Consider the following 25,922-nt stretch of genomic DNA (forward strand, 5'->3'; position numbering starts at 1 on the left):
GACGCTCCCCTGAGCGTCGGGCCGGGCCGTCCTTGCGCCGGCGTGCGGACGTCAGGAGCGACGCCGGACGTGCAGCGCCGTGGCGGCCACGGCCGCCAGCAGGCCGAGGGCGAGCAGGATCCCGCCGCCGAGCGCGGCGCCCCCGGCGGGGCTGGACTCCATCTCGGACCTCATCGTGCCTGTGCCGTCCGCGAGCTCGGTCGTCCCTGCGGCGAGCGTGGCCGCTCCGTCCGCGAGTTCGGTGCTGCCTTCCGAGAGCTGCGTCGCGCCCGTGAGCAGGCGTCCCGCACCGGCGGCCAGGTCGCCGGAGCCCGTGGCGAGCTCGGCCGCCCCCGCGTCCAGGCGCACGCTGCCCTTCCTGAGCCGCTCGGCACCTGCGGCAGCGTCCGTGGCGCCGGTCGCGAGCTCGTCCAGGCCGTCCTCCAGGCGGCTCGCACCGGCCTCCGCCTCACCCAGCTTGGTCTCCAGCCGTGCGTTGCCGGCGGCGAGCTCGGGCGTCTTGCTCGCGAGCTCCTCGGCGCCTGTGGCCACGGCATCGGTCGCCGCGGCGATGGTGAGCGAGCCCCCGGCCACGTCGTCCGCGCCCGCGGCGAGCGTCGCCGACCCGTCGGCCAGAGCGCGGGCCCCGGCATCCGCCTCACCCATCCGGGTCGCGATCGTCGAGGAGCCCGCGGCGAGGGCGGAGCTGCCCGTCGCCACCTTCCGGGCGCCATCGCGCAGCGTGACGCTGCTCCCCGCCAGCTTCACGACTCCGGCGTCGAGGGTGGCGGACCCAGCCGCGAGGGCATCGGCCCCGGCGGCGGCGTCCGTCGCTCCCGCCTGCAGCTTTCCGCCGCCGGCGAGCACCGCCGAGACGCCGCCGTCGACCTTGGCAGTCCCGACGGCGAGTGACTCGGCCCCCGTGGCGACGCGCTCGGCCCCGGTGACCAGGCCCTTGTCTCCGTTCAGACCAGCATCGAGGGTGTCGGCACCGGCGTGAAGCGCGGCGGTGCCCCCAGCGAGCGTGTCGAGCGAGGCAGCGAGCTTCGTCGCTCCTGCGAGGTTCTTGTCCACACCACCGGAGACAAGTTCCGCACCTGCCGCGACGCCGTGCGCCTGGGCGGCGAGCGTTTCGAGCTGCTTGCGTGCCGCGGGGTCCTCGGTGTCCGCGGCGAGGGCGCTGAGCTCTTTCGCGAGGCCGGCCGAACCAGCCTCGACGCCCGCGGCGCCCTCGGTCAGGGCCGTCAGCCCGGCGACGAGGTCCGAACCGCCGCCGGCGGCCAGGCCGGCACCGCCAGCGGCCTTCTCGGCACCTGCGGCGACCTCCGACGCGCCCGCGGCGGCGCTCCGGGTCCCACCGAGCAGTTCCTTGGCGCCCGCCGACAGGTCGGCGGCGCCGGCGGCGGCCTCCTGCGCCCCGGTGGCCAGCGCGCCACCCTTGGCGACAAGGTCGTCGATCCCCGCAGACAACGCACCCACACCGTCGGACAACCGGGCCGCGCCTGACCGGAGGTCTCCCGAACCATCGGCGAGGGCGTCGCTACCCGTCACGAGCGAGTCCGTCCCGGCGGCCAGCGTGCTCGCACCGCCCTGCAGCGACGCAGCGCCGTCGGCGAGGGTGGTCGAGCCCTGGGCGAGCTGACCCGTTCCGTCGCTCAGGACCCCGAGACCATCGGCGACCGTGTGGTTGCCGTCGCGGAGAGCGAACACACCTCCGGCGACCAAGGCCGCGCCGTCCGCGGTCGGCCGGGCGCCGTCGGCGAGCTTGCCGGCTCCGGCGTCGGCGCGGGCGGCGCCGTCGGCGAGGGTGACGCTGCCGTCGTGAAGCCGGACGGTGCCGTCATGCAGCTCGACGATGCCGTCAGAGGCGCGGGTGGCGCCGGGGCTCAGGCGGTCGTTGAGCCCTTCGGACAGCTCGGCGGCCCCGTCGGCGAGCTCGGCCGTGCCGGACGAGAGGTCGTCGGCGCCGTCGACGAGTCGGGTGGTGCCGTCGGACAGCTCGCCGGCCCCGTCGGACAGCTCGCCGGCGCCGTCTGCGAGCTGCGTGCTGCCGTCGGACAACCGGCCGGCTCCGTCGTGCACCTGGACGGCACCCGCGTCCAGGCGGGTGGCGCCGTCGGCGACCTTGCCGTTCAGCAGGACGAGCACCACGAGCGCGAGGAGTGCTGCGATCGCGAGGGCGGTGACGGCCGCGGCGGCCGAGACGGCCGGTCCGCGTGATCGTCGTGGCACGGGGGTGGTCGGGTTCATCGGGGCCTCACTCCGGTCCGCGTCGTCGGCGACGCAGGCGTCCGCACGGCTCGTGGCCGCGGCCCGTCGTCGTCGACGGGTCTGGAGGGACCTTACTGATGCACCCTCAATAAGGGGAGCCCGTGCGCAGATTTCACCCGCTCAGGGTGCGCGACGCCGCGGTCAGCCCCAGCCGCAGGCGTCGTGCACCAGGTCGTAGATTGCGGCGCGCTGCTGGTCGGTCATCGGCACGTAGATCACCGGCTGCGGCGCGCCGTCGACCTCGGCGTGCACGGGCAGGAACGTGCCGCGCTTGTCCTCGGCCACGACGTGCGGGTCGCAGCGTGCGGGCACGACGTCGAGCACGACCTGGCCGTCCGCCGGGCCGGCCAGGTCGTCGCCCGTCCAGGCGGTGCCCGCGGCGGGGGAGAGCAGCGTGGTGCCGGAGATCTCCACCAGCCGCACCTCGGGGCCGCCCGCCACGGGCTCGACGGCGAGGGTGATGCGGCCGCCGGGCGCGTCGCCGTCGGGCGTCGGCACGGTCGCCGTGCGCACGTCGGTGACGCGCAGGGTGACGCCGGTGGCGACGAGGCGCTCGGCGCACACCTCCGCGTGCACGGCGGCGAGGCGGGCCAGCGGGTCGGTGACCTCCACCTCGACGGCGGTCCCCGCGCCCGCGCCGTCCACGCCGGGCGACGACCCGCCCGCCGCGACGCGGACGGTCGCCGTCGCGACCGGCGTCGTCTGCGCGTCCGCGCCCGACAGGGCCGCAGGCGGCTCGGCGTCGCAGTCGACCTCCCCGAGCCGCAGCCGCAGGTCGCGGCCGGCGCCGGGCGCGAGGGTGCGCGCACGGACCGCACCGTCCGCGCTGCTCGGGCCGTAGCCGGGCGCGTCGAGGGAGCCGCCGAGCAGCGTCACCGTGCTGTCGGAACCGTTGACGACGTGCACCTTGGCCCGGTGGTCGGCGTACTGCGTGCGGTCCTGCCGCAGCTCGGCGCTCAGGCCCTGCGCGACGCCGCTCGGCAGCGGCGCGACGTCGTCACCCGGGGAGGTGCAGGCCGTCGCCACGACGGCGAGGCCGACGGCGAGGCCCGCGGCGAGCGCGACGGCGCGACGGGCGCGCACGTCACGCCCCCTCCGCCGAGGAGGAGCGCGCGGGCCGGTCGATGACGCGCGTCATGACCAGGGACGTGCGCGTCTTGTCCACGCGGGCGCTGGCGCGGATGGCCTCCACGGTGCGCTCCACGTCGGCCATGTTCCCGGCCATGATCTGCACCATCGCGTCGGCCTCGCCGGTCACGGTGTCGACCCGCACGATCTCGGGGATGGTCGCCAGGTCGCGGCGCAGGGTGGCGGGGGAGACGTTGCCCCGGCAGAACAGCTCCACGTACGCCTCGACGCCCCAGCCGAGCTCCTCCGGTGCGACCCGCACCGTGAACCCGGTGATCTCGCCGCGCGCGAGCATGACGTCCACCCGCCGCTTCACCGCCGGCGCGGACAGCCCCACGTCGGCGCCGATGTCGGCGTAGGTCGCGCGCCCGTCGCGCAGCAGGTGCCCGACGATCCTGCGGTTCAGGACGTCCATACCGTCTCCACGCGCGTCTCCATGCCGCCACCATGCCCGATTTCTTCCACCGTCGCGCACGATCCGTCGGTTCGGGTCCCGGGACGCGCAACGGATCGCGGGTCCGGCGCAACGTCGGCGGCCCTAGCGTCCCGGTCATGACGGCTCTCACCACGCCGACGACGACGTCGGCCACGGTCCCCCAGCCCGCGAGGCTCGAGCGCACGCCGGAGCGCACGGCCACCCCGCGCCGCTTCCTCATGTGCCCGCCCACCTACTTCGACGTGGTCTACGAGATCAACCCGTGGATGGACCTGGGAGTGCCGGTCGACACCGGCCGCGCCCTCGCGCAGTGGGAGCGCCTGCGCGCCACCTACGAGGCCCACGGCCACCGTGTCGAGGTGATCGACCCGGTGCCCGGCCTGCCCGACATGGTGTACGCCGCGAACGGCGGCGTCGTGCTCGGCGGCCGCGCCCTGGCGGCGCGGTTCACCTACCCGGAGCGGCGGCCCGAGGGCGTCGCCTACGAGCGGTGGTTCGCCGCCGCGGGCGACGGCGTCGTCAGCCTCGGTCAGGCGGCCGAGCAGAACGAGGGCGAGGGCGACCTGCTGCTCGCCGGCGACGTGATGCTGGCGGGCACCGGCTTCCGCACCTCCCGCGCCGCGCACGCCGAGGTCGCCGCGCTGCTCGGCATCGAGGTCGTGACCCTCGAGCTCGTGGACCCGCGCTACTACCACCTCGACACGGCGCTCACGGTGCTCGACGGCGGCCCGTCGCCGGTCGTCGCGTACCTGCCGGAGGCCTTCAGCCCCGCGTCGCAGGCCGTGCTCGCGGAGCGCTACCCCGACGCGATCCTCGCCACCCCCGAGGACGCCGCGGTGCTCGGCCTCAACGCCGTCTCCGACGGGCGGCACGTGTTCCTCAGCGACCGCGCCACCGGGATGCACGCCCGGCTGCGCGAGCGCGGCTTCGAGCCCGTCGGCATCGACCTGTCCGAGCTGCTCAACGGCGGCGGCTCCGTGAAGTGCTGCACCCTCGAGCTCCGCCCCGCGCCCACGACCGGCACGACCGACGTCCTGACCAGCAAGGAGGCCCACGCATGACGACGGTCCCGTTCCTCGACGTCGCGTCCATGGCGCGCTGGGTGGCGCACCGCGGCCCGGAGGCCGTCATCGGGCGCCTCGTGGACGCCCTGGAGGTCGACTTCGCCCGCTGGCCCGACCTCGACAAGCGGCCGCGGATCGCGTCGCACTCGCGCGACGGCGTCATCGAGCTCATGCCGACGTCCGACGACGCCACGTACGGCTTCAAGTTCGTCAACGGCCACCCCCGCAACCCGGCGCGCGGCTTCCAGACGGTCACGGCGTTCGGCGTCCTCGCCGACGTGCGCAACGGCTATCCCACGTTCCTGGCCGAGATGACGCTGCTCACGGCGCTGCGGACGGCGGCGACGTCGGCCCTCGCCGCCCGCTACCTGGCGCGCGCCGGCTCGCGCACGCTCGCGCTGATCGGCGCGGGCTCGCAGTCGGAGTTCCAGGCGCTCGGCATGCGGGCCGCGCTCGGCGTCACGCACCTGCGCGTCTGGGACACCGACCCGGGTGCGCAGGCCAAGCTCGCCCGGCACGCGCGCGCCCTCGGCTTCGAGGTGCACGAGGCGTCCAGCGGCGAGGACGCCGTCGCCGGCGCCGACGTCATCACGACCTGCACGGCGGACAAGACGAACGCGACGGTGCTCACCCACGACATGGTCACGCGCCTCGCCCACCCGGGCGTGCACGTCAACGCGATCGGCGGCGACTGCCCCGGCAAGACCGAGCTCGACCCCGCGATCCTGCGGGACGCCGAGGTGTTCGTCGAGTACGAGCCGCAGACCCGTATCGAGGGCGAGATCCAGCAGACGCCGGACCTCGTCGTCACCGAGCTGTGGGAGGTCGTGGCCGGGCGGCGCGACGGGCGCCGCGGCGCCCCCGCCACCGCGGGGCCGGGCGAGGCGTTCGCGCGGCACGCGGGCGACCGGCGCACCTCGGACGACACCACCGTGACGGTCTTCGACTCCGTCGGGTTCGCCGTCGAGGACTGGGCCGCGCTGCGGTTCGTGCGCGACGACGTCCCCGCCGCCCTGCTCCAGCACCTGGACCTCGTCGCCGAGCCGCAGGACCCGAAGGACCTGTACTCCCTGGTGCTCGCCGCCCAGGAGGACGACCGCGCCGACGCCCGCCGCGCGCTGGACCGGCTCATGGGGCTCGCCGGGCGCGGGCACGTCGAGGCGCTCGCGACCGCGCGGTCCTGACCGTCGCCCACCCGACTCCGGCTCCGGCCGTGACCTCCCGCTCCCCGGGGGAGGCCACGGCCGGGGCCGGCCTCTCGTCGTCCGCCGTCCCGCCCCCTGAGACGTGGCTGGACGGGGACTTGCCGAAACCCTGGTGCGCGCTGCCATCATGAGCCCCGCGAGCGTGCCGTCGGCGCGCCGCTGGAGACCCAGAGACGGGGGCACCGTGACCGAGACGGGCGGTGACGACGCGCCGGCGCGCGCGGGCTATGTCGACGACGCGATCCGCCGGATGCGGGTCGCCGCCGCGGCCGCGGGTCGTGGGGGAGCGCCCGGCGCGGCCGGGACCGCGGACCCCGAGGTGCTGCGCACCGCCCTCCTGACGCTCCCGCCCGACGACCAGCGGCTGCTGTGGGCCACGCACGTGCAGCGGCAGGAGCCGTCCGCCGTCGCCGCCGCGCTCGGCACCCACCCTCGCGCGGCGGCCCGGCTCGTGCCGCAGGCCGAGCAGGCCCTCGCCGTGGCGCTCGTCGCCGCGCACGCGCAGGGCTGCCCGCCGGGCTGCGCCGGCACGCGGCCGGCGCTGCTCGACCTCGACCAGGGGCGCGCCCCGGCCGGCCGGGAGACGGGGATCGAGGACCATCTCCTCGACTGCGCCGCCTGCCTGCGCGCGTTCGTCGACGTGCGTGAGCCCGCCTGGGCGCTGCGGGACGCCGGGCCTCGGCTGCTCGCGGGCGGTTGGCGCCCGCCCGCGGTCGCGACGGCCTCCGAGGTGCCGACCGGCACCGCGTCCGGCACCGCGTCCAACACCGGGTCCGGCTCCGCGTCCGGCACCGCGTCCGGCACCCCGTCCGCCTCCGCCCCGCGGCCTGCGCGCCGGCAGAGCTGGCTGATCGTCGCGGGCACCGTCGCGTGCGTCGCGGTGGCGGCCGTCGCGATCGCGCTCGGCAGCGGCGACGCGGCGCCGGCCGCCTCCGACCCCGGCTCGTCGCCGGAGGCGACCACCGCCGGGTCGGTGCCTGCCGGTGCCACGTCGCCCGTGGCCTCGCCCTCGTCGGCGCCGCGCGGGGACGAGGGCCCGAGCGCGGGGCCGACGCCGTCCGAGGACCCGTCAGGGACACCGTCGGGCGAGCCCTCGCCGACCGAGTCGTCGGACGACGCCGAGACGTCCGACCCGTCGACGTCGCCCACGTCGTCGCCCGGGCGCGACGACGAGCCGACCTCGTCGTCGACCTCGTCGTCAGGCTCGTCGTCCGGCTCGACGACGACGCCGTCGTCGCCGTCGACGCGGCCCCCGGCGCCGTCGTCACCGACGCCTTCGCCCGCCACCACGTCGACGCCCACGCCGACCGCCACCGCGACACCGACCGACGAACCGACGGACCCGACCGACCCGGACCCGACCGACCCGGACCCGACCGACCCGGACCCGGGCGAGACGCCGCCGACCGAGCCCACGGAATAGCCCACGTCATAGCCCACGGAGCAGCCCGTGGACAGGCCCCGCGAGCGGCCCGCCGCGCCGGTCCGGGACCGGGCCGGGGAGCCGTCCGGCGTCTCGACGGGTGCCGTCGCGGCACACCGCCCCGGGCCCCGGGATTTGCCTTTGCCCCGTGGGCCGCTGCGATCATGGCCCCCGGCGTGCCCGTGCCGCGCGCCGTGAACGGCCCGTGACGACGGGCGCAGACGAGCATCGGCAGGACGGGGGCGTCGCGTGACCGCGATCCACGACGGCGACGCGCCCGCGCGCCGGGGCGCGGTCGACGACGCGATCCGGAAGATGCGTGCCGCGGCCGCCGCGCACGGGCGCGACGACGCTCCGGGGGCCGCCGGCACGGCCGACCCGGCGGTGCTCCGCACGGTGCTCGCGACGCTGCCCCACGACGACCAGCGGCTGCTGTGGGACCGGCACGTCCTGGGCCGCGAGCTCCCGGCGATCGCCACCGAGCTGGGCATGCACGCCCGCGCGGTGCTGCGCCGTCTGCGGCAGGCCGAGGAGCGGCTCGGCGCCGCGTTCGCCGCCGCCCACGCCCGTGCGTGCCCGCCCGGCTGCCTCGACACCCGTCAGTCGCTGCACTCCTACGTGCGCCACCGGCTGTCGCCGCCGCGCCGCACCGTGCTCGAGGCGCACCTCTTCGGCTGCCAGGGCTGCATGCGTGCCTTCATCGACGTGCGCGAGGCCGGCTGGGCCGTGCGCGACGCCGGCCCGCTGCTGCTCGGGGGCATGGCCGCCGGCGCCGCCGCGCCCGTGGTCGTCGGCGCGCTCGGCGCCGGCACGACGGGCCTGGGCGCGATCGCGTGGTCCGGGCCGGTCGGGGCCGCGCTGCTCGCGGCGTGGGAGTGGGTCCGGACGCTCTGGCTGCGGCTGGGCCAGCTCGGCAAGGCCGGGATGATCGGTGCGGGCACGGTGGCGGGGGTCGCGGTCGCGGCCGTCGCGGTGGCCGTGAGCGGTGGGGGCGGGGGGCCCGTCGCCGCGCCGCCCGCGCCCGGCCCGACGTCGTCGGCGGTGGCCCCGGCGCCCGCCCCCGGCGACGCGGCGTCACCCGACGCTCCTCCTGAGCCCGAGCCGAGCGCGACCACCCCGGCCGAGCCGACGCCGTCCGAGGACGCCCCGGCGCCGCCCGCGACCGACGCCCCGACGTCGAACCCGACGGCGCCCGGCACCGCTCCGACCACCCCGCCGCCGGTCACGCAGCCCGGCACGACGCCGTCGTCGCCGCAGCCCGGCGACCCGGAGACCAGGCCGACGTCGTCCCCGACGCCGCCCGGCTCCTCCAGCCCGCCGCCCCCCTCGCCCAGCCCGTCGCCCACCCCGACCCCGACGTCGTCGCCGTCGGAGGAACCGACGATCCCGGAGGAGCCCGACCCCGAGCTCGTGGTCACCACCGTGACCAGGTCGGTCAGGGCGAGCTGGCACGGGCAACGCTGGTACCGCGTCGTCGCGCCGTCGTCGGCGACCGTCGTCGACGTGCGTGCCGACGACGATCACGTCATGGTGCTCCGCGGGGACGAGGTCGGAGTTCCTCAGCGTCGATGGGGCGAGCCGCGGTCGTACACGATCGAGATCGACGTCGAGGCCCCGGAGGACGTCGACCCCGTGGTGTCGCTCGAGCGGATCTCCGACGGCGCCGACGACGAGGCGGCGGCGCCCAGCGCGACGCCGTCCCCCAGCCCTTCCGCAGGCTGAGCCGCCCCCGGGACAGCGGTCGAGCCTGCCGGGACCGGGGTCCCGACAGGCTCGACCGTGGTTCAGCGCTGGTCAGCGCTGCTCAGCGCTGCTCAGCGCTGTTCAGCGAGGTCAGCGCGTGGCGAAGCCGTGCGCCCCGCGGTGGTGACCCCCGCCGTTCCCATGACCGTGGCCGTGGCCGTGGCCGTGGCCGTTCCCGTGGCCGTTCCCGTGGCCGTTGCCGTGCCCGTGCCCGTGACCCGGCCGACCGGGCTCGACGCCGTTGACGGCCTCGGTGCTCCACGCCAGCTGCTGCGCGGCGTGCCCGATCGCGCGGGACATGATGTCCAGCGCCTCGAGGTTCACGTTCGACAGGTCGTCGCCCGCGGAGTGGTAGTTCTGGTCGAGGGCCTCGCCGGCGACGCCGCCGAAGATGGCGGCCTCCTCCTCCGTCTTGATCGCGTCCGCGCCGGTGAACAGGCCGGAGGCCGGGATGCCGTTGCTGATGAACGCGTCGTAGTCGGAGCGGCCGGAGAACTCCGAGTCCACCCACGCCTGGTCGATGCCGTCGAAGTAGTCCGTGAAGACGGCCTCGGTCGCGACGGAGCCCTCGGGCACCGTGACGGGGGCGGGGAACGTCGACTCGTTCGCGTCGTACACGCCGATCGTGTAGTTCGGCGAGCCGACCATGTCGAAGTTGAGGTAGGTCGCGATGTCGTCGAGGGCCTCGGGGTCGTTCGTCACGAGGTCGTCCACGTAGTGCGCGGAGCCCACGAGCCCCAGCTCCTCGGCGCCCCACCACGCGAACCGCACGGCGTTGTTGAGCTTGGCGCTCTTCTTGTTGAGCTGGACGGCGGTCTCCAGGATCGCCGCGGAGCCGGTGCCGTTGTCGTTGATGCCCGGGCCCTCCGGCACGCCGTCGAGGTGGGCGCCCAGCATCACGACGTTGTCGTGCCGGCCGCGCTTCGTCTCGGCGATGACGTTGAACGTCTCGTCGGTGCCGCTCTCGGCCTGCAGGTCGAACGAGACCTGCAGCGCGGGGTCGGCCTCCAGGGCCGCGACGATGGCCGCGCCCTCCGCCTGGGTGACACCGACCGTGGGGGCGTAGCCGTCGTTCGTCTCGCCCAGCGTCCCGTTGAGGGCGCCGTCGGTGTTGTTGTAGATGATGAGCCCGGCGGCGCCGGCCTCGCCGGCGGCGAGCGCCTTGGCACCGAAGGTGCACGACCCGCGCTGGACGACGGCGATCTTGCCCGTCGCGTCGACGCCGGCCCACGAGTCGTCGTGGGGCGCCTCGGGGTCGTCGCTGGCGGGGCAGCCGTCCGCGATCGCGGGCCGCACCGCGGCCGCGGTGACGCCGTCGTCGGGCGTGGACGTCGAGTACGTCATCGCGACCGGGGTGAGGTCGACGCCGGGCACGGTGACGGACAGGTCGAGCACGTCGAAGGTGTCGAACTCGAAGTACTGCCGCTCGGGCTGGTACCCGGCCTTGCGCAGGGTCTTCTCGACGTACCGCGCGGACGCCTCGTAGCCGGGGCTGCCGGCGGCACGGTTGCCGTCGTTGTCGTCCGCGATCTCCTGGAACGCCTCGAGGTGACGGAAGACGCGCTCGCCGGTGACCTTCTTCGACAGGTCGGGGCCCGGCACGTGGGTGCCGTGCCGGCCGGTGGCGACGGCGGGTGCCGCCGTCGCGGTGGGGGTGAGGGACGCCGCGAGGACGAGCCCGGCGAGGGCTGTGGTCGCGACGACCGCGGGGAACTTGCGAACTCTCACGGTCGACCTCCAGATGGGTGACTCGGCGGGGCCCGGGTAGGGGCCCACGACGCACCACGCGACGCTGCGGGGTGCGGTTGGCGCGAGCGTAGGCCTCAGCGCGTGTTCAGGAAACCCCTGGGCTCAGGCGGTGAGGGTCGTCCGTTCGAGCAGCACCAGCACCTCGTAGTGGCTGGTCTGCGGGAACATGTCGAGCAGGCGGGCGCGGGTCGGCCGCAGGGACGGCATGCGCGCGAGGTCCTCGGCGAGGGTCACGGCGTTGCAACTGGAGTAGAGCACGTGCCCGACGGCGGACTCCTCGAGCCGGCGGGACAGGTCGGCGCCGATGCCGCGCCGCGGCGGGTTGACGACCACCAGCCCGGGGGCGGCGCCGTCGCGCGGGGACCCGGGCACGGACCCGAGCACGGACTCGGTGGCGTCGCCGGCGGCGAAGCGGACGTCGGCCACGGCGTCGGCCCACCACGCGGCGTCGCGCCCGGCGACGACGGCGTCCGCGGGCAGCGCGGCGAGCCCGTCGCGGGTCGCGCCCGCGCTCGCGACGGCCTCCGCGGAGATCTCGATGCCGGTGACGGCCCGCCCGGGGGCGGCGCAGTGCAGCGCGAAGCCGCCGACGCCGCAGTACAGGTCCCACAGGGACGCGGGGGCCACCTCGTCCACCCACGCCCGGGCCTGCGCGTACAGGGCGGCGGCGACCGCGGTGTTGGTCTGGAAGAAGCTCTGCGGGCGCAGGTGCAGGGTGATGCCGTCGGCGCCGACGCGCATCGGCAGCGCCTGCCGCTCGGTGAGCACGACCTCCAGGTCGCCCTCGAGGACGGCGGCGTGCGCGGGCTGCACGTTGACGCTCACCACGGCGACCTGGGGCAGCTCCTCGAGCAGCCAGGGCAGGTGCTTGCGGAGGCGCGCGACGGGCTCCTGGCTGCGCAGCACGAGGCGCACCATGAGCTCGCCGTCCGGGGAGAGGGTCACGAGCACGTGCTTGAGCTCGCCCCGCCACGCGGACTCGCGCGGCGTCTCGCGGCGGCGTGCCCCGCGCGACGGCGACGTCGCGTCGTAGGGCTGCAGCCGCGCCCGCGTGATCAGCGCGGCCAGGACGGGGAACGACTCCTGCAGCGCGGGCGGGTACAGGCCGCAGTCGGTGAGGTCGATGCCCTGCCCGGCGAACGGACCCGCCGCCGACCCGAGGATGCCGAGCACCGGCTCCTCGACCGTGCCGCTGACCACCATCTTCGCCTTGTTGCGGAACCCGGACTCCGGGCCCGTGACGGCGGGGAGCCAGTCGACGCGGTCGTCGGCGAGCAGCGCCCGCACGTGCGCCACCTTCTCGTCCACCTGCGTGGGGTACGGCGTCGCGAGGAGGGTGCACGAGTGGCAGCGGCCGGCGTCGAAGTGAGGGCACTGCACCGGCCCATTGTCCCCCGTGAGCGGCGAGGTGCCGTCAGCCCACGAACAGGCAGAACGGGTGGCCGGCGGGATCGGCGTAGACCCGCAGCGGCTCCTCCGGGTCGTCGGACCGGTCGTGCAGCAGCCGCGCGCCGAGCGCGAGGGCGCGCTCGTGCTGGCGGTCCAGCGCTGCGACGTCGGGCACGGTCGCGTCGAGGTGCAGCTGCTGCGGCACGCCGTCGTCGGGCCACGTGCTCGGCGGCAGCGACGGCACCTGCTGGAACGCGAGGGGGACGCCGCCGGGGTGGCGCAGCACGAGCCAGTCCTCGCCGCGCGGGTCGGGCGCGCCGGGCGGCGGCGCCTCGTCGCCGGCCCGGTACGCGAGGCCGAACAGCTCGCGGTAGAACTCCGCGAGCCGGCGCGCGTCGGTGGTGTCGAGCACGACCTGTCGGATCGTCGGGACGTCGTGGTCGGTCATCGTGCCTCCTCGGGGAACCGCTCGGCGATGCCGCGCAGCCGGGTGGTGAACGCGGTGTAGTCGAACCCGTCGGCGAGGTTGTCGTTGTCGGCCCGCATCCCGACGGCGCCGTCGGCCTCCTCCCGCAGGATGTCGGCGTGCCCGGCGTGCCGGCTCAGCTCCGTGGACACGTGCACGAGGATCTGGTGCAGCGTGACGTCGCGGTTCCCCTCGCGCCACCACCAGACGCGCCCGGGTGCGTCCAGCGGCAGGGCGTCGATGGTGGCGTCGGCGAAGTCCCACACCTGCCGGTACAGGCCGAGGATCCGGTCGGCCGGCTCGTCGGCGGTGGCGAAGAACTCCGCCTGGAGGGCCTCCGCGTCCGCGTCGGGGGAGTCGGCCGCGGCCAGCCACGGCGCGTCCTCGGGCCGCGGCCACGGACGGCCGAAGACGTCTCCGAAGTAGCCGATCTCCACCGTGGCCGCGTGCTTGACCAGCCCGAGGAGGTTGGTGCCGGTGGGGGTGCGGGGCATCCGCGCCTCCCGTTCCGACAGTCCCTCCACCTTCCACACGAGCGCCTGACGCGCCTCGCGCAGGTAGCGGTGCAGCACGGCCTTGGCGTCCGGGGGGAGCTCGCTCGTCGTCATCGGCCCAGCCTGCCGGGTGGCACCGACAGCCCGCACGCCCGCGGCGCAAGATCAGGGTAGGCAACCCTTACTCCGGCTGTTATGGTGACGCCAGGTCGTGACAACCCGTCATGACCTCAGGTGCCGGACGCCGGCCGACCACGACCCTGGAGGTCCCATGACGGTGCTCGCGGAGATCGCCCCGCTCTCGACCCGGCTGCGCGAGGGGACGCGTGCCGAGCACTCGCAGGCGGAGTCCGAGGGGTTCGTCGAGCGGCTCCTCTCGGGGCGGCTCGACGTCGACGCGTACGCCGACCTCGCCGCGCAGCAGCTTGCCGTCTACACGGCCCTGGAGCAGGCGAGCGAGCGGATGCGGGCGGACGAGCGCGGCCGCGCCCTGGTCTTCGACGAGCTCACCCGTGTGCCCACCATCGAGCGCGACCTCGCGCACCTGTACGGCGCCGGGTGGCGCGACGTCGTGCGCGTGCTGCCCGCGACCGAGCGCTACGTCGCGCGGCTGCACGCGGTCGGGGGCGACGTCGCCTGCTACGCGGCGCACGCCTACACGCGCTACCTCGGCGACCTCTCGGGCGGCCAGGTCATCCAGCGGATGATGCAGCGGCACTACGGCATGGGCGCCGCGGGCCTGGAGTTCTACGACTTCCACGAGATCCGCAAGGCCAAGCCGTTCAAGGACCTGTACCGCGAGCGCCTCGACGGGCTCGAGCTCGACGACACCGAGGTGGACCTCGCCGTCTCCGAGGCGCAGGAGGCGTTCCGGCTCAACCGTGCGATGTTCGGCGAGCTGGGCGTCGCGCACCCCTGACCCGCCCCTGACCGCCCCGGCCCGGGTGACGCGGATCACCCGGGCCGACGTCTGTTCCGGGCGTGACAACTAAGGTCAGCCTCGCCTAAGTTAGGCATGCCTCAGCAGGACTCCGGCGCGAGGTCGCGTCCGGCCCGGCCCCGTCCCGGCGGCCGTCCCACCAAGGAGAGAACCCGCATGTCCTCCCGCCCGGTCCGGCGCGCCCGCCGTGCCCTCGCCGCCCCGCTCGCGCTGCTGGTCGCGCCGCTGGTCGCGCTGGTCCTCACCGGCTGCACCGCGCTCGGCCCGGGCGGCGTCGTCGAGCAGGGCGCGGCTGCCGTGGACACGACGCCGCTGACCGAGCTGGACGTGCTCGACGACCCTCGGGAGTGGACCGGGGAGACCGTCGCGCGCACCGCCGAGACGCCCGTCGCCCCCGTCGCGGACGACCCGCAGCCGCAGCTCCCGGTGACCGTGACCGACGCCCAGGGGACCGAGGTCACCGTCACCGACACGAGCCGGATCCTGGCGCTCGACCTGTACGGCACGCTGTCGCGCACCGTCTTCGAGCTGGGCCTGGGCGACCGGGTCGTGGGGCGTGACACCTCCTCGACCTTCCCCGAGATCGCCGACCTCCCGCTCGTCACGGCCAACGGCCACGAGCTGACCGCCGAGGCGGTCCTGGAGCTGGCGCCCACCGTGATCCTCACCGACACGACCCTCGGGCCGTGGGACGTGCTGATGCAGATGCGCGACGCCGGCATCCCCGTCGTCGTGCTCGACCCGCACCGCAGCGTGGAGACGTCGGGCGACCTCGTGCGGTCGGTGGCGGAGGCGCTCGGGGTCCCCGGCGAGGGGGCCGAGCTGGCCGAGCGCACCCAGGCCGAGGTCGACGACGTCGTCGCGCAGGTCGCGGAGCTCGCGCCGCAGGAGAAGTCCGACCGGTTGCGCGTCGCCTTCCTCTACGTGCGCGGCCAGGCCGGCGTCTACTACCTGTTCGGCGAGGGCTCCGGCGCGGACTCGCTGGTCGAGTCGGTCGGCGCCGTCGACGTCGCGTCCGAGATCGGCTGGGAGGGCATGCGGCCCGTCAACGACGAGGGCATCGTCGCCGCGCAGCCCGACGTGCTCCTCATGATGTCCAAGGGCCTCGAGTCGGCAGGCGGGGTCGACGGGCTGCTGGAGCGTCTGCCCGCCCTCGCGCAGACGCCCGCGGGGGAGAACCGCCGCATCGTCGCCATGGACGACTCGCAGATCCTCGCCTTCGGCCCGGAGACGGCCGCCGTGCTCGACGCGCTCGCCCGCGCGCTGTACGCCCCCGGGAGCCTCTCCTCCGAGAGCTCGTCCTCCGGGAGCGAGGGGTGACCGCCACCGCACCGCGCGCCACGCGCGCGGCCGTCCCCGACGCCGACCCGTCGCCGCTGCCCCCGGCGGTCCCCGCCCGCGTGGCCTGGCTCTTCGGCGGCCTGACGGCGGCGCTGCTGGCGCTCGCCGTCGTCGCGGCGGGCTCGGGGCACCTGCACATCCCGCCGGCCGAGGTGCTGGGCGGCCTCGCGCGGGGCCTGGGGCTCGACCTCGGTACGGAGCCGTCGCACCCGAACGGGTACGCCGCCCTGTGGACCATCCGCTTCCCGCGCGTGGTCATGGCGATCCTGGTGGGCGCGGCCCTCGCCGCCGCGGGCGCGCTCATGCAGGGCGTGTTCGGCAACCCGCTCGCCGAGCCCGGTGTCGTCGGCGTCTCGTCCGGCGCGGCCGTCGCGGCGTCGGCGACCATCGTGCTCGGCGTGAGCGTCGCCGGGCCGTGGACGACGGCCGGCGCGGCGTTCCTCGGCGGCCTCGTCGCGACCTTCGCGGTCTACGCGCTCGCCCGGTCCGGCGGGCGCACGGAGGTCGTGACGCTGGTCCTCACGGGCGTGGCGATCAACGCCGTGTGCGGGGCGGTGCTGGCCCTGTTCACCTTCCTGGGCGACACCCAGGAGCGCGAGCAGATCATCTTCTGGCAGCTCGGGTCCCTCAACGGCACCCGCTGGGCGTACGTCGCGATCGTCGCGCCGCTGGTGGTCGTCGGGCTCGTCGCCGCGGGCGCGATGGCGCGCCGGCTCGACCTGCTCGCGCTCGGCGAGCGCTCGGCCCGGCACCTCGGGGTGGACGTCGAGCGGCTGCGCGTCGTCGCCGTCGTCGTGGTCGCGCTGCTCACCGCCGCCGCCGTCGCGTTCTGCGGGATCATCTCGTTCGTCGGGCTGGTCGTGCCGCACCTGGTGCGCATGGCGGTCGGCCCCGGGCACCGCGTCCTCGTGCCCGCCAGCGCGCTGGGCGGCGCGGTGCTGCTGCTCGCCGCGGACCTCGTCGCCCGCACCGCCGTGCCCTACGCGGACCTGCCGATCGGCATGCTCACCGCGCTCGTCGGCGGGCCCTTCTTCCTCTGGCTCGTGCGGCGCACGCGCCGCCAGGCGGGGGGCTGGGCATGACGGGGCACGGCACCGGCGCGCTGCTCCAGGTCCGCGCCGCCACGGTGCGCGTCGAGGGGGCGACGCTGCTCGACGCCGTCGACGTCGACGTGCCCGTCGGCGAGGTGCTCGTCGTCGTCGGCCCGAACGGCGCGGGCAAGTCGACGCTGCTGTCCGTGCTCGCCGGGGACCGGCGACCCGACGAGGGCGCCGTGACGCTCGACGGCGCCCCGGTGGCGGCCGTGCGCCCGGCGGAGCTCGCCCGCCACCGCGGCGTGCTGCTGCAGGAGAACCAGGTCAGCTTCCCGTTCCGCGTCGTCGACGTCGTGCGCATGGGCCGCGCACCCTGGCGCGGCACCGACGCGGAGGACCGCGACGACCTCGTCGTGGCGGACGCCCTCGACGACGCCGACGTCACGCACCTCGCGGCGCGCCGCTACCCGACGCTGTCCGGGGGCGAGAAGTCGCGCGCGTCGTACGCCCGCGTGCTCGCCCAGGAGCCGCGGCTGCTGCTGCTCGACGAGCCCACCGCCGCCCTCGACGTCCGGCACCAGGAGCGCGTGCTCGCCCGGGCCCGCGAGCACGCCCGGGCCGGCGGCGCGGTCGTCGTCGTGCTGCACGACCTGGCGCTCGCCGCCGCGTGGGCCGACCGCGTGCTGGTGCTCGCGGGCGGCCGTGTCGCCGCGCACGGCGCACCCGCCGACGTGCTCACCACAGCCCTGCTCACCGACGTCTACGACCACCCCGTCGACGTGCTGCCCCACCCCGTGACCGGGGCCCTGCTCGTGCTGCCCCGGCACGGCGCCGCGCCCGAGCACGACCCGACGCTCCCCACGCTCGCCGAGGACCCCGCATGAACCCGACCCGTCGCGCAGGCCGCCCGGCCGACCGCACCACGACGACCCTCGCGCTGCTGCTCGCTGCGCTGCTCAGCACGGCGCTCGGCGTCGGCACGCTCGTCGCGACCGCCCCGGCGGCGCAGGCCGCGGCGCGCGTGTCCGTCTCGGGCGTGGACGGCGCCGCGCGGGCGGCCGCCGACGGCCCCACGACGCTGACGCTGCGCGGCAGCGGGTTCCAGTCGGTGAAGAACGCCTTCGGCGGCGTCTACGTGCTGTTCGGCTGGGTGTCCGACCCGTCCGGCGGGTCGTGGCGGCCCAGCGCCGGCGGGGCGACCGGCGAGACGTTGCGGTACGTGCCCGACTCGGAGGCCGCGGACAACGCGGGCTACCAGCGGTTCGTGGCGTTCCCCGGGTCGAGCACCGCGGCCGAGGCGAACGGCGGCACCATCGCGGCCGACGGCACCTGGTCCGCGAGGCTCGTGGTGCCCGGGGCGCGCTTCAGCACCGTCGACCGCTCCGGCAGCGCCGTGGACGTGGACTGCACCCAGGTGCGGTGCGGCGTCATCACCATCGGGGCGCACGGGGTCGCGAACGCCGCCAACGAGTCGTTCACGCCCGTGTCGTTCGACGGCGCGGCCGCGGGCACCGGCACCGACGACACCGGGACGGGCGGCGGCTCGGGCGCCGGGACGTCCGGCGGCTCCGGCGGCGGGGACGGCGCCGCGGCCGAGGCCGCTCCGGGGGCCACGGGTGGCGCGGGCGACGCGGGAGGCGGCGACGGCGCGAGGGACTCCGGTGCCCCGCGTGAGGGCGCGACCGCCGAGCTGCCCGGCAAGGCCACCGTGGGCGTCGACAGGGCGACGGCCGTCGCAGGCCGCGTGCTCAGCTTCGCCGGTCAGGGCTTCGAGCCGGGGGAGCAGGTGGTCGCGACCCTCGACGACGGGCTGCTCGCCGTCGGCCCCCTCGGCGCGGGCAACCACGGGGAGGTGGCGGGCCTGCTCGAGCTGCCGTCCGACCTGCGGCTCGGCACCCACGTGCTCAGGCTGACCGGCGCGTCGTCCGGGCGGGAGCCGGAGGTCGAGGTGATCGTCACGCGCGACCCCGCCGACGCCGAGGCCGCCGACGCCCTGGTCGCGGCCGCGAGCGCGGACGGCGGTGCGGCCGGCGCCGGGCCGCTCGGCCTGGCCTACAGCCCCGCGGAGCTCGCGGTCGGCGCCGCCGCCCTGCTGCTCCTGCTGCTCGTCGTGACGTCCGCGGTCACCGCCGCGCGCCGGCGCCGTGCGGCCCGCGCCGCGGCGGCCCCGGGCGCCGACGACACCCCGACCGACCCGGCCACGGAGGTGGAGCCGTGAGCGAGCGTCGCACCCGCGCGGCCCTCGCCGCCGCGGCGGTGCTCGCGCTCCTCGCCCTCCCCGCCGCCCCGGCGCTCGCGGCGGACGACCCGGACGACGTCATCCCGCTCACCGTCACCGTGCCCCCGCGGGACGGCGCGGGGGACGGCGACGGCGGCGCCGCGACCCTCACCGACGCCGAGCTGCGGTGGGCCGTGAACACCGAGGCGGGCTCCGGCAACTACGTGGGCTGCAACTTCCTCATGGCCGGCACGCCGGGCACGGACGGGGACACCGGCGGCAGCCGGGTCTGGGACGACGGCGACGCCGGGCTCTACCACGGGCGGGCCGGGAACGTGCGCGTGCTGCGCACGGTCGGCACGGGCGCCGCCGCGACCCAGCGGCAGGCCACGTTCGGCACCCGGTGCACCGGCCCGACCGGCGAGAAGGTCACGCTCTCCACGACGTCCGGCGCCGAGGTGGTGATGGCCGGCGGTCGCGGCACGCGGGATGCCGACGGGTCCGTGGAGATCCGCTGGACCGGCTCGTTCACGGTCGTGTTCTACGGCGGCATGACGTACTGGTGGGCCGGCGACCCCGTGCTGCGGCTCGACGCGGACGGCGACGGCACGCTCACCGCGACCGCCGGCGGGTATGCCGCGGACCGCGAGGACGTCACCCGGTGGGGGAGGCTGCCCGCGACGCGGGTGACGCTCGCGACCTTCGACGGCGAGAAGCTCACGGGCAGCAAGGGCGGCTTCCTGCAGCCCGCCTACTGCGGCGTGCGGGTCGACGCCGGCGACAGCGCCCCGCAGGTGCGCCAGGACCCGGCCGGGTCGTGCTGGGGGTCGTTCCCGCAGAACCTCGTCGACTTCCAGCAGCGCACCGGGCAGGCCTCCTACTGGTACTCCTCCGGGCACCGGGACGCCGCGAAGCCGCCCGCCGTCGTCGGCGTGAGCTTCGACGCCGCGCAGAGCATCGGCAGCACGCCGCCGGTGAGCGGCGTCGGCACGGGCGGCGGTGCGAACACGCCCGGCGGCGCCGACCGGCCGGGCGGCGGCACGTCCGGGACGGCCGGCGCCGCCGGGAGGACCGGCGGCGCGGCCGGGCCGGGGGCCGCCACGCGCGGCGGACCCGGCGGCGGGCTCGGAGCCGCCGGACTCGCGACTCCCCGCTCGCCCGGTGCGGCGACGCTCGCCGCCGCCCCGCTCACCGCGTTCCCCGCCGTGCAGGCGGCGACGCTCGGCGGCGGCGCGACCCCGCTCGTGCCCGACCTCCTCCGCACCGCCGACGGCGCCGGCACCGACCGCCTCGCCGTCGCCACGACCGGGCTGCTGCTCGCCGCCTCGGGGGCCGTCGTCGGCTTCCGCCGGCGCTGGCTCGTGCTGCCCTTCCGGCCCTAGCTGGCAGGACGCCCAGCGGGCCGCCCAGACCCCCGCCCCACCCCACCTCCTCTCCCTTCACGAACGAACGGACAACTGACATGTCGAAGACCTTCGGTCCGGCCCGGTACGGCCGGCTGGTCGCGGGCGCCGGGGCGCTCGCCGTGGGCCTCGGGGCCGCGCTCGTCGCGGCACCCGCCGCCCAGGCCGCCGCGCCGCGGGACGTCGTCGCGGACAGCGGCAGCGCCTCGTGGGGCTTCCGCGAGAGCTTCCGCCGCTACGTCGGCCTCCAGACCGCCGCGCTGCCGCCCGTCGGCGCGGTGCCGGTGGGCGAGCGCATCACCCTGGTCGACCCGGCCACGTTCGACGTCGACGGCACGCCCGCCGCCACCGTCGACACGACGCCGCCGAACGAGACCCTGCCCTACCTGCTGCCCGTCACCGGCGGCAGCGTCACCGACGCCGACGACCTCGCGGTCACCACGTCCGGCGGGGCGGTGTTCCACTTCCCGTCGCACGCGTTCACGGTCACGGTCGAGAACGTCGGCATCGAGGTCGCCGGCGGGGTCGGGAAGGTCGTGGGCGACCTGAGCGTCGAGATCCCGGAGAACAACCTCGGGTACGAGCAGGGCACCTACGGCGGCGACGACGTCGTCCTCGGCGACGTCGCGACCACGACCGTGGACGTGTCGGGCGACCAGGTCTCCGTCACCGCCGACGGCGTGACGCTCACCGCGGCCGGCGCGTCCGCGCTGCAGGACTTCCTCCAGGCCGGCGCCGAGCTCGACGACCTCACGGTCACGGCCGACCTCGCCGCCCCCGCCCAGACGTGGAACCCGTCGGTGTCGCTCTCGAAGAGCGCGGGCTTCGACCCCGCCGCGACCGGCACGCTCACCGTGACCGGCAGCGGCTTCGACCCGGCCGCGAACACGGCCACCCGCCCGCCGATCACCACCGGCCAGCCGACCGGCGTGTACGTGGTCTTCGGGAAGTTCGCGCAGGACTGGCGCCCGTCGGACGGCGTCGCGTCGTCGGCCCGCAAGGTCGTCAGCCAGAAGTGGGCGCTGCCGGAGCCGTCGTACTCGCAGCTCAAGGCCTCCAACCCGAGCGTCGCGGAGCAGCTCGTGCTGCTGAAGGAGGACGGCACGTTCAGCGCCGACCTCGACGTGAAGACCGACGACTCCGTGGACGGCGTCTACGGCGTGTACACCTACGCCGCGGGCGGCGCGGCCGCCAACGCCGCGCAGGAGCTCGCCGTGCCCGTCGCGTTCACGCCCGCGGGCGGCGACGGCGAGAACGTCGACGTCGAGGTCACCGTGCCCGAGGGCGACGGCGGCGGCCCGGTCGAGCCGGAGCCGGGCGAGTTCACCTGGACCGTCGCGTCGGGCGGCGCCGTGAACCTCGGCACCGCGACGCAGGGTGACGCGGCGTTCACCGCGACCGGCGACCTGCGCCGCGTCACCGTCACCGACACGCGCGCCGGCAGCCCGGCGTGGAGCGTCACCGGCACGGTGACGGACTTCTTCGCCGGCAGCCGGTCGTTCAGCGGCTCCGCCCTCGGCTGGACGCCGGCGCTCGGCGCCAACACCGGCGGTGCCGTCGCGGGCACCGCGGTCGTGGCGGGCTCCGGCTCCGGGCTCAAGGGCGGGGCGACGCTCGTCTCCGCGCCCGAGGGGCACGCGGCCGGCTCGGTCGCGGTGGACGCCGGGCTCGACCTGAGCATCCCGCTGTCCACGCCGGCCGGCGACTACACCGGCGTGCTGACCCTCACCGCGGTGGGCTGACCCTCCCGTGAGCACGCACCACCGCCCGTCGTCGCGGCGCGCCCCGTCCCGGGTGCGCGCCGCGGCGGCGGCCGTCCTCGCCACCGCCGCGGTCGCCGTCGTCCTGCCCGCCCCGGCGACGGCGCACGCCGCGTCCGACGACCTGACCTGGTCCCTCGCCCCGAAGGACGGGACGCTGGGCGCCGGGCGCGCAAACTTCGCCTACGACGTCGAGCCGGGGGAGCGGGTCCGCGACGTCCTGGTCGTCACCAACCGCTCGGCCGCGCCGCTCGAGCTGTCCGTCTACGGGACGGACGCCGTCACGACGCCGAGCGGGCACCTCGACCTGCTGCCCGCCGACCAGGAGCCGACCGACCTCGGGGCGTGGCTCACGCTCGACGCAGGCGGCGAGGGCGGCGACGGCACCGTGACGATCGAGCCGGGGGACGCGGCCGAGGTGCCGTTCAGCCTCAGCGTGCCCGACGACGCGACGCCGGGCGACCACGCGGGCGGCGTCGTCACCTCGCTGCGCCAGCAGGTCGGCGACGGCGCGCTCAGCGTGGACCGGCGCCTCGCCCTGCGCGTGCACGCCCGGGTCGGCGGCGCGCTCGCGCCGGGGCTCGCGGTGTCCGACGTCGGCGTCGTCGTCCACCCCACCGCCAACCCGGTGGGCGCGTCGCGGGCGACCGTCACCTACACGCTGACCAACACCGGCAACGCGCGCCTGGTGCCCACCGAGAGCGTGCGCCTCACCGGGCCCGGCGCGAGCGCGGGAGCCGGCGGCGCGCCGGCCGAGGAGCTGCTGCCGGGCGCCGTCGTGCGGCGGACCGTGCAGGTCGACGGCGTGCGCCCGACGTTCCGGGTCGCGGCGGACGTGCGCGCGGACGGGCTCGTCGTCGGCGTCGGCGGGGGCGGGGCGACCACGGCGACCGCCACGGCCGCGGGCTGGGCCGTGCCCTGGGCCCTGCTCGGCGTCGTCGTGCTCGTCGTGGCGGGCGCGGCCGCCTGGCCGCTGTGGCGGACCCGCCCCGCCCGCCGAGGTAGCTCCGGATCCCGCGAGGTAGCTCCGGTCCCGGCGAGGTAGCTCGGGCTCCCGCGAGGTAGCTCCGGACCCGGCGAGGTAGCTCCGGATCCCGCGAGGTAGCTCCGGAAGGCCGACGACCTCGGCGGTCAGCGCACCCGGGCGGCGAGCACGGCTACGTCGTCGCGCTGCTGCCCGCGCACCATCCGGTCGACGAGCCGCTGCGGCAGCTCCGCCGTCGGGCCGCCGTGCAGGTCCGCCAGCACGCCGCGCAGCTCCTCGGCGCGGGCGGCGAACGTCGTGGTGCGCGACTCCACGAGCCCGTCCGTGTACAGCAGCAGGGTGTCGCCGGGGCCGAGCTCGGCCGCGTGGTCCCGGCGGGAGACCGACGGGTCGACGCCCAGCATGAGGTCGGGACGGCCGTCGAGCTCGTGCACGCTCCCGTCGGCGCGCAGCACCACCGGCCGCGGGTGCCCGGCGCTGGCCCACCACAGCCGGCACCGGTCGTCGCCGCTGCCGGGCTCGCCGCGGCCCGTGCGGTCCAGGCGCGCGACGACGGCGGTGCCGCTGGCGGTCAGCGCGAGGCCGCGGTTGGCGCGGTCCAGCTCGCGCAGCAGCCGTGCCGGCGGGGCGTCCTGGCACCACGCGAGGGTGCGCAGCATGGCGCGCAGCTGACCCATGCGGGCGGCGGCCTGCATGTCGTGCCCGGTGACGTCGCCGATCATCAGCACCGTGGAGCGCGGGTCGAGCTCGACGGCGTCGTACCAGTCCCCGCCCACCTTGTCCGTGCGGGTCGCGGACGCGTACGTCGAGGCCAGCTCCAGGTACGGCACGCGGGGCAGGTTGGTGAGCATCGCGGCCTGCAGCGTGGTGGCCACGCGGTGCCGGTCCTCCAGCACCCGGATGCGCACCAGGGCCTGCGCCACGCACGACGCGAGCGTGGCGGCCGTGCGGCGGCTCTCGTCGTCGTGCTCGTGCGGGCCGCGCCACAGCAGGACGACGACGCCGAGCAGCCGGTCGTCCACCACCATCGGGACCAGCGCGAGCCCGCCGAGGGACGGGTCGATCCACGGCTCCCACGTCGGCTGGGCGCGCAGCGCGGCCGCGCCGTCCCGGTAGAACGCGGCCCGGCGGGCGCGCGCGACGGACGCCACCGCGGGGTCGTCGAAGCGCCAGTGCCGCGGCAGGTAGGGGTAGGCGCCGTCGCGCTCCACGAGCGTGAGGCCGGCCCCGCCGGGTTCCGCGAGCGCCAGCGCGGCCCACACGGTGCCGAGCCCCGGGCCCGAGGCGCGCAGCGCGTCCACGATCTCGTCGAGGGTGGTCGCGGCGGCGAACCGGTCCGTGAGGTCGAGCAGCATGCGGGTGCGGCGCGTGGCGTGCACCGCCACCTGCTGGATGCGGTGCGCGCGCTGCCGCTCGAGCCGCAGCCGCAGCTCGGCGGTGCAGGCCGCGGCCAGGTCGGCCAGGGTGGCGAGGTCTGTCGCGCTCCACGCGTGCGCCTCGGTGTCCAGCGCGCACACCGTGCCGACGGCGGTGCCGTGCCGGTCGAAGATCGGGAAGCCCGCGTACGACCCCATGCCGAGCGCGGTGACCGTCTCCCGGCTCGCGAAGCGCGGGTCGGCGCGCAGGTCCTCGACGACGAGGGGCGCGCCGGAGCGGATGGTCTCGCCGCACAGCGGCTCGCTCAGGGTGGTGCGCCGGGTGGCCTGGAACGGGTCCGGCAGCCCGAGCGCGCCGGGGTACACCTGGGAGTCCGGGAGCACGAGCGTCACGAGGGCGGTGGGGACGCCGAGCTGGCGCTGCACCAGCCGGGCGAAGCGGTCGAACGACTCGTCGGCGACCGGCCGGGCGAGCCCGGCGGCGATCAGCGCCTGCACCGCGCCGGCGGTCGGGGCGTCCTGGGGCGGTGCGGTCGGGCCGGAGGATCGGGACGTCACAGGCGCGCACCCCCGTCACGGCTCTGCGCTCCGCGACCCGCGACCATGCCCCGGATTCTTCCACGCAGGCGCCCGGATATCCTCGCCGGACGATGGACGTCACCCGCCGTGCCCCCGCCGCGCTGCCGCGGATCCTGGCCGCCTCGCTCGTGTCCGCGTCGGCCGTGCTGCTGTTCGCGGTGCACGTGCGGCCCCTCGCCTACGTGCCGCTCGTGGCCGGCGTCGCGCTCGGCCTGCTCGTCGACCGGCGCCTCGGGCGCGACCTCGCGCTGATCGCCGTCGCGCTCGGCATCATCTCGACGATCTCGCTCGAGGCGGACCTGTCCGACGCCGGCATCGCCCGGTTCGCGGTCGTGCTGTCCCTCGCGGTGCTGGTGCCCTGGGCGGCGTCGCGGTTCTGGTTCCGCGACGACGACGGGGCCGGCGCGGTGCGGTTCCCCGTCGCGACCGGCCGGCGCTGGTCGCGCGGTCAGTACGTGTACCTCGTGGTGGTGGTGGTGGTCGGCTACCTCGTGCTGCCCTGGTACTTCCTGGGCTCCGGTGCCTACCTCAACTGGCCCGAGCTCGACAGCGGGCAGGACGTCGCCCGGCTGTTCGTCGGCGTCAACGCCGTCGGCATCTGGGACGAGCTGTTCTTCGTGTGCACGGTGTTCGCGCTGCTGCGCCGGCACTTCGGCCTGTGGACGGCGAACGTGCTGCAGGCGGCGATCTTCGTGTCGTTCCTGTGGGAGCTCGGCTACCGCGAGTGGGGTCCGCTGCTCACCGTGCCGTTCGCCCTCGTGCAGGGGTGGATCTTCAGCCGCTACAAGAGCCTCACCTACGTGGTGGCCGTGCACCTGCTGTTCGACCTCGTCGTCTTCGCCGTGCTGGTGCACGGGCACCACCCGGAGCTCTTCGACGTCTTCGTCACGGCGCCCTGAGCCGTCCGGCGGCCCTGCCGGTGCGTTTGGAGCCGGTGCG

At 76.4% G+C, this 25,922-nt stretch carries 21 protein-coding genes; 13 read left to right on the forward strand and 8 right to left on the reverse strand.

Features of this window, described 5'->3' with window-relative positions; all coding sequences use genetic code 11:
• Window positions 1-51: 51 nt before the first annotated feature.
• The 3 genes from ACFQ80_RS15670 to ACFQ80_RS15680 all read right to left on the reverse strand — a co-directional run bounded on the left by ACFQ80_RS15670 (window position 52) and on the right by ACFQ80_RS15680 (window position 3,793).
• Window positions 52-2,229: a hypothetical protein gene (locus tag ACFQ80_RS15670; protein WP_430564297.1), complete on the reverse strand. Its 2,178-nt coding sequence runs from the start codon at window positions 2,227-2,229 to the stop codon at window positions 52-54.
• A 162-nt stretch (window positions 2,230-2,391) separates the two neighbouring features.
• Complete coding sequence (locus ACFQ80_RS15675; protein ID WP_430564298.1) at window positions 2,392-3,333, reverse strand: hypothetical protein; 942 nt, start codon at window positions 3,331-3,333, stop codon at window positions 2,392-2,394.
• 1 nt (window position 3,334) lies between these two features.
• Window positions 3,335-3,793: an Lrp/AsnC family transcriptional regulator gene (locus tag ACFQ80_RS15680; RefSeq protein WP_430549148.1), complete on the reverse strand. Its 459-nt coding sequence runs from the start codon at window positions 3,791-3,793 to the stop codon at window positions 3,335-3,337.
• A gap of 137 nt (window positions 3,794-3,930) precedes the next feature.
• On the opposite strand from ACFQ80_RS15680, the gene ddaH reads away from it, so the two are divergent.
• The 4 genes from ddaH to ACFQ80_RS15700 all read left to right on the forward strand — a co-directional run bounded on the left by ddaH (window position 3,931) and on the right by ACFQ80_RS15700 (window position 9,228).
• Window positions 3,931-4,875: a dimethylargininase gene (gene ddaH, locus ACFQ80_RS15685; RefSeq protein WP_430564299.1), complete on the forward strand. Its 945-nt coding sequence runs from the start codon at window positions 3,931-3,933 to the stop codon at window positions 4,873-4,875.
• On the forward strand, window positions 4,872-6,062 hold the full coding sequence (locus ACFQ80_RS15690; RefSeq protein WP_430564300.1) for an ornithine cyclodeaminase: 1,191 nt from the start codon (window positions 4,872-4,874) through the stop codon (window positions 6,060-6,062). Before ddaH ends, ACFQ80_RS15690 begins: the two co-directional genes overlap by 4 nt.
• 205 nt (window positions 6,063-6,267) lie before the next feature.
• Window positions 6,268-7,506, forward strand: coding sequence for a hypothetical protein (locus ACFQ80_RS15695; RefSeq protein WP_430564301.1), 1,239 nt, complete (start codon window positions 6,268-6,270; stop codon window positions 7,504-7,506).
• Between the two features lie 249 nt (window positions 7,507-7,755).
• Window positions 7,756-9,228, forward strand: a complete 1,473-nt coding sequence (locus ACFQ80_RS15700; RefSeq protein ID WP_430564302.1) for a zf-HC2 domain-containing protein — start codon at window positions 7,756-7,758, stop codon at window positions 9,226-9,228.
• A 111-nt stretch (window positions 9,229-9,339) separates the two neighbouring features.
• Here ACFQ80_RS15700 and ACFQ80_RS15705 read toward each other — a convergent pair whose 3' ends face one another.
• From ACFQ80_RS15705 to ACFQ80_RS15720, 4 genes are all read right to left on the reverse strand, one after another.
• Window positions 9,340-10,977: a M20/M25/M40 family metallo-hydrolase gene (locus ACFQ80_RS15705; RefSeq protein ID WP_430564303.1), complete on the reverse strand. Its 1,638-nt coding sequence runs from the start codon at window positions 10,975-10,977 to the stop codon at window positions 9,340-9,342.
• A 123-nt stretch (window positions 10,978-11,100) separates the two neighbouring features.
• Window positions 11,101-12,378 carry a 23S rRNA (uracil(747)-C(5))-methyltransferase RlmC gene (rlmC, locus tag ACFQ80_RS15710; protein ID WP_430564304.1) on the reverse strand — a complete coding sequence of 426 codons (1,278 nt, stop codon included), beginning with the start codon at window positions 12,376-12,378 and terminating at the stop codon, window positions 11,101-11,103.
• A gap of 34 nt (window positions 12,379-12,412) precedes the next feature.
• Window positions 12,413-12,835: a VOC family protein gene (locus ACFQ80_RS15715; protein ID WP_430549141.1), complete on the reverse strand. Its 423-nt coding sequence runs from the start codon at window positions 12,833-12,835 to the stop codon at window positions 12,413-12,415.
• Window positions 12,832-13,461, reverse strand: coding sequence for a DinB family protein (locus ACFQ80_RS15720; RefSeq protein WP_430549140.1), 630 nt, complete (start codon window positions 13,459-13,461; stop codon window positions 12,832-12,834). Before ACFQ80_RS15720 ends, ACFQ80_RS15715 begins: the two co-directional genes overlap by 4 nt.
• 157 nt (window positions 13,462-13,618) lie before the next feature.
• Between ACFQ80_RS15720 and ACFQ80_RS15725 the strand changes: the two genes are divergently transcribed.
• The 8 genes from ACFQ80_RS15725 to ACFQ80_RS15760 all read left to right on the forward strand — a co-directional run bounded on the left by ACFQ80_RS15725 (window position 13,619) and on the right by ACFQ80_RS15760 (window position 23,088).
• A complete protein-coding gene (locus tag ACFQ80_RS15725; protein ID WP_430564305.1) occupies window positions 13,619-14,266 on the forward strand; it encodes a heme oxygenase (biliverdin-producing) in 648 nt (215 codons plus the stop codon).
• Window positions 14,267-14,443: 177 nt separating this feature from the next.
• The gene (locus tag ACFQ80_RS15730) at window positions 14,444-15,607 is read left to right on the forward strand and encodes a hemin ABC transporter substrate-binding protein (protein WP_430564306.1); all 1,164 of its coding nucleotides are present in this window, start codon (window positions 14,444-14,446) and stop codon (window positions 15,605-15,607) included.
• Window positions 15,604-16,710: a FecCD family ABC transporter permease gene (locus ACFQ80_RS15735; RefSeq protein WP_430564307.1), complete on the forward strand. Its 1,107-nt coding sequence runs from the start codon at window positions 15,604-15,606 to the stop codon at window positions 16,708-16,710. Before ACFQ80_RS15730 ends, ACFQ80_RS15735 begins: the two co-directional genes overlap by 4 nt.
• A complete protein-coding gene (locus ACFQ80_RS15740) occupies window positions 16,707-17,546 on the forward strand; it encodes a heme ABC transporter ATP-binding protein (RefSeq protein WP_430564308.1) in 840 nt (279 codons plus the stop codon). Before ACFQ80_RS15735 ends, ACFQ80_RS15740 begins: the two co-directional genes overlap by 4 nt.
• A complete protein-coding gene (locus ACFQ80_RS15745) occupies window positions 17,543-18,880 on the forward strand; it encodes a hypothetical protein (protein ID WP_430564309.1) in 1,338 nt (445 codons plus the stop codon). The genes ACFQ80_RS15740 and ACFQ80_RS15745 overlap by 4 nt, the downstream gene beginning before the upstream one ends.
• On the forward strand, window positions 18,877-20,262 hold the full coding sequence (locus ACFQ80_RS15750; RefSeq protein WP_430564310.1) for a hypothetical protein: 1,386 nt from the start codon (window positions 18,877-18,879) through the stop codon (window positions 20,260-20,262). Before ACFQ80_RS15745 ends, ACFQ80_RS15750 begins: the two co-directional genes overlap by 4 nt.
• Window positions 20,263-20,342: 80 nt before the next feature.
• A complete protein-coding gene (locus ACFQ80_RS15755) occupies window positions 20,343-22,025 on the forward strand; it encodes an HtaA domain-containing protein (protein ID WP_430564311.1) in 1,683 nt (560 codons plus the stop codon).
• A gap of 7 nt (window positions 22,026-22,032) precedes the next feature.
• Window positions 22,033-23,088, forward strand: coding sequence for a WxL protein peptidoglycan domain-containing protein (locus ACFQ80_RS15760; protein WP_430564312.1), 1,056 nt, complete (start codon window positions 22,033-22,035; stop codon window positions 23,086-23,088).
• 86 nt (window positions 23,089-23,174) lie between these two features.
• Here ACFQ80_RS15760 and ACFQ80_RS15765 read toward each other — a convergent pair whose 3' ends face one another.
• Window positions 23,175-24,962, reverse strand: coding sequence for a SpoIIE family protein phosphatase (locus ACFQ80_RS15765; RefSeq protein ID WP_430564313.1), 1,788 nt, complete (start codon window positions 24,960-24,962; stop codon window positions 23,175-23,177).
• Between the two features lie 92 nt (window positions 24,963-25,054).
• On the opposite strand from ACFQ80_RS15765, the gene ACFQ80_RS15770 reads away from it, so the two are divergent.
• On the forward strand, window positions 25,055-25,882 hold the full coding sequence (locus ACFQ80_RS15770; RefSeq protein WP_430564314.1) for a type II CAAX prenyl endopeptidase Rce1 family protein: 828 nt from the start codon (window positions 25,055-25,057) through the stop codon (window positions 25,880-25,882).
• Window positions 25,883-25,922: the final 40 nt, after the last annotated feature.

Source organism: Isoptericola sp. NPDC056578 (assembly GCF_042793275.1).
GTDB lineage: Bacteria > Actinomycetota > Actinomycetes > Actinomycetales > Cellulomonadaceae > Isoptericola.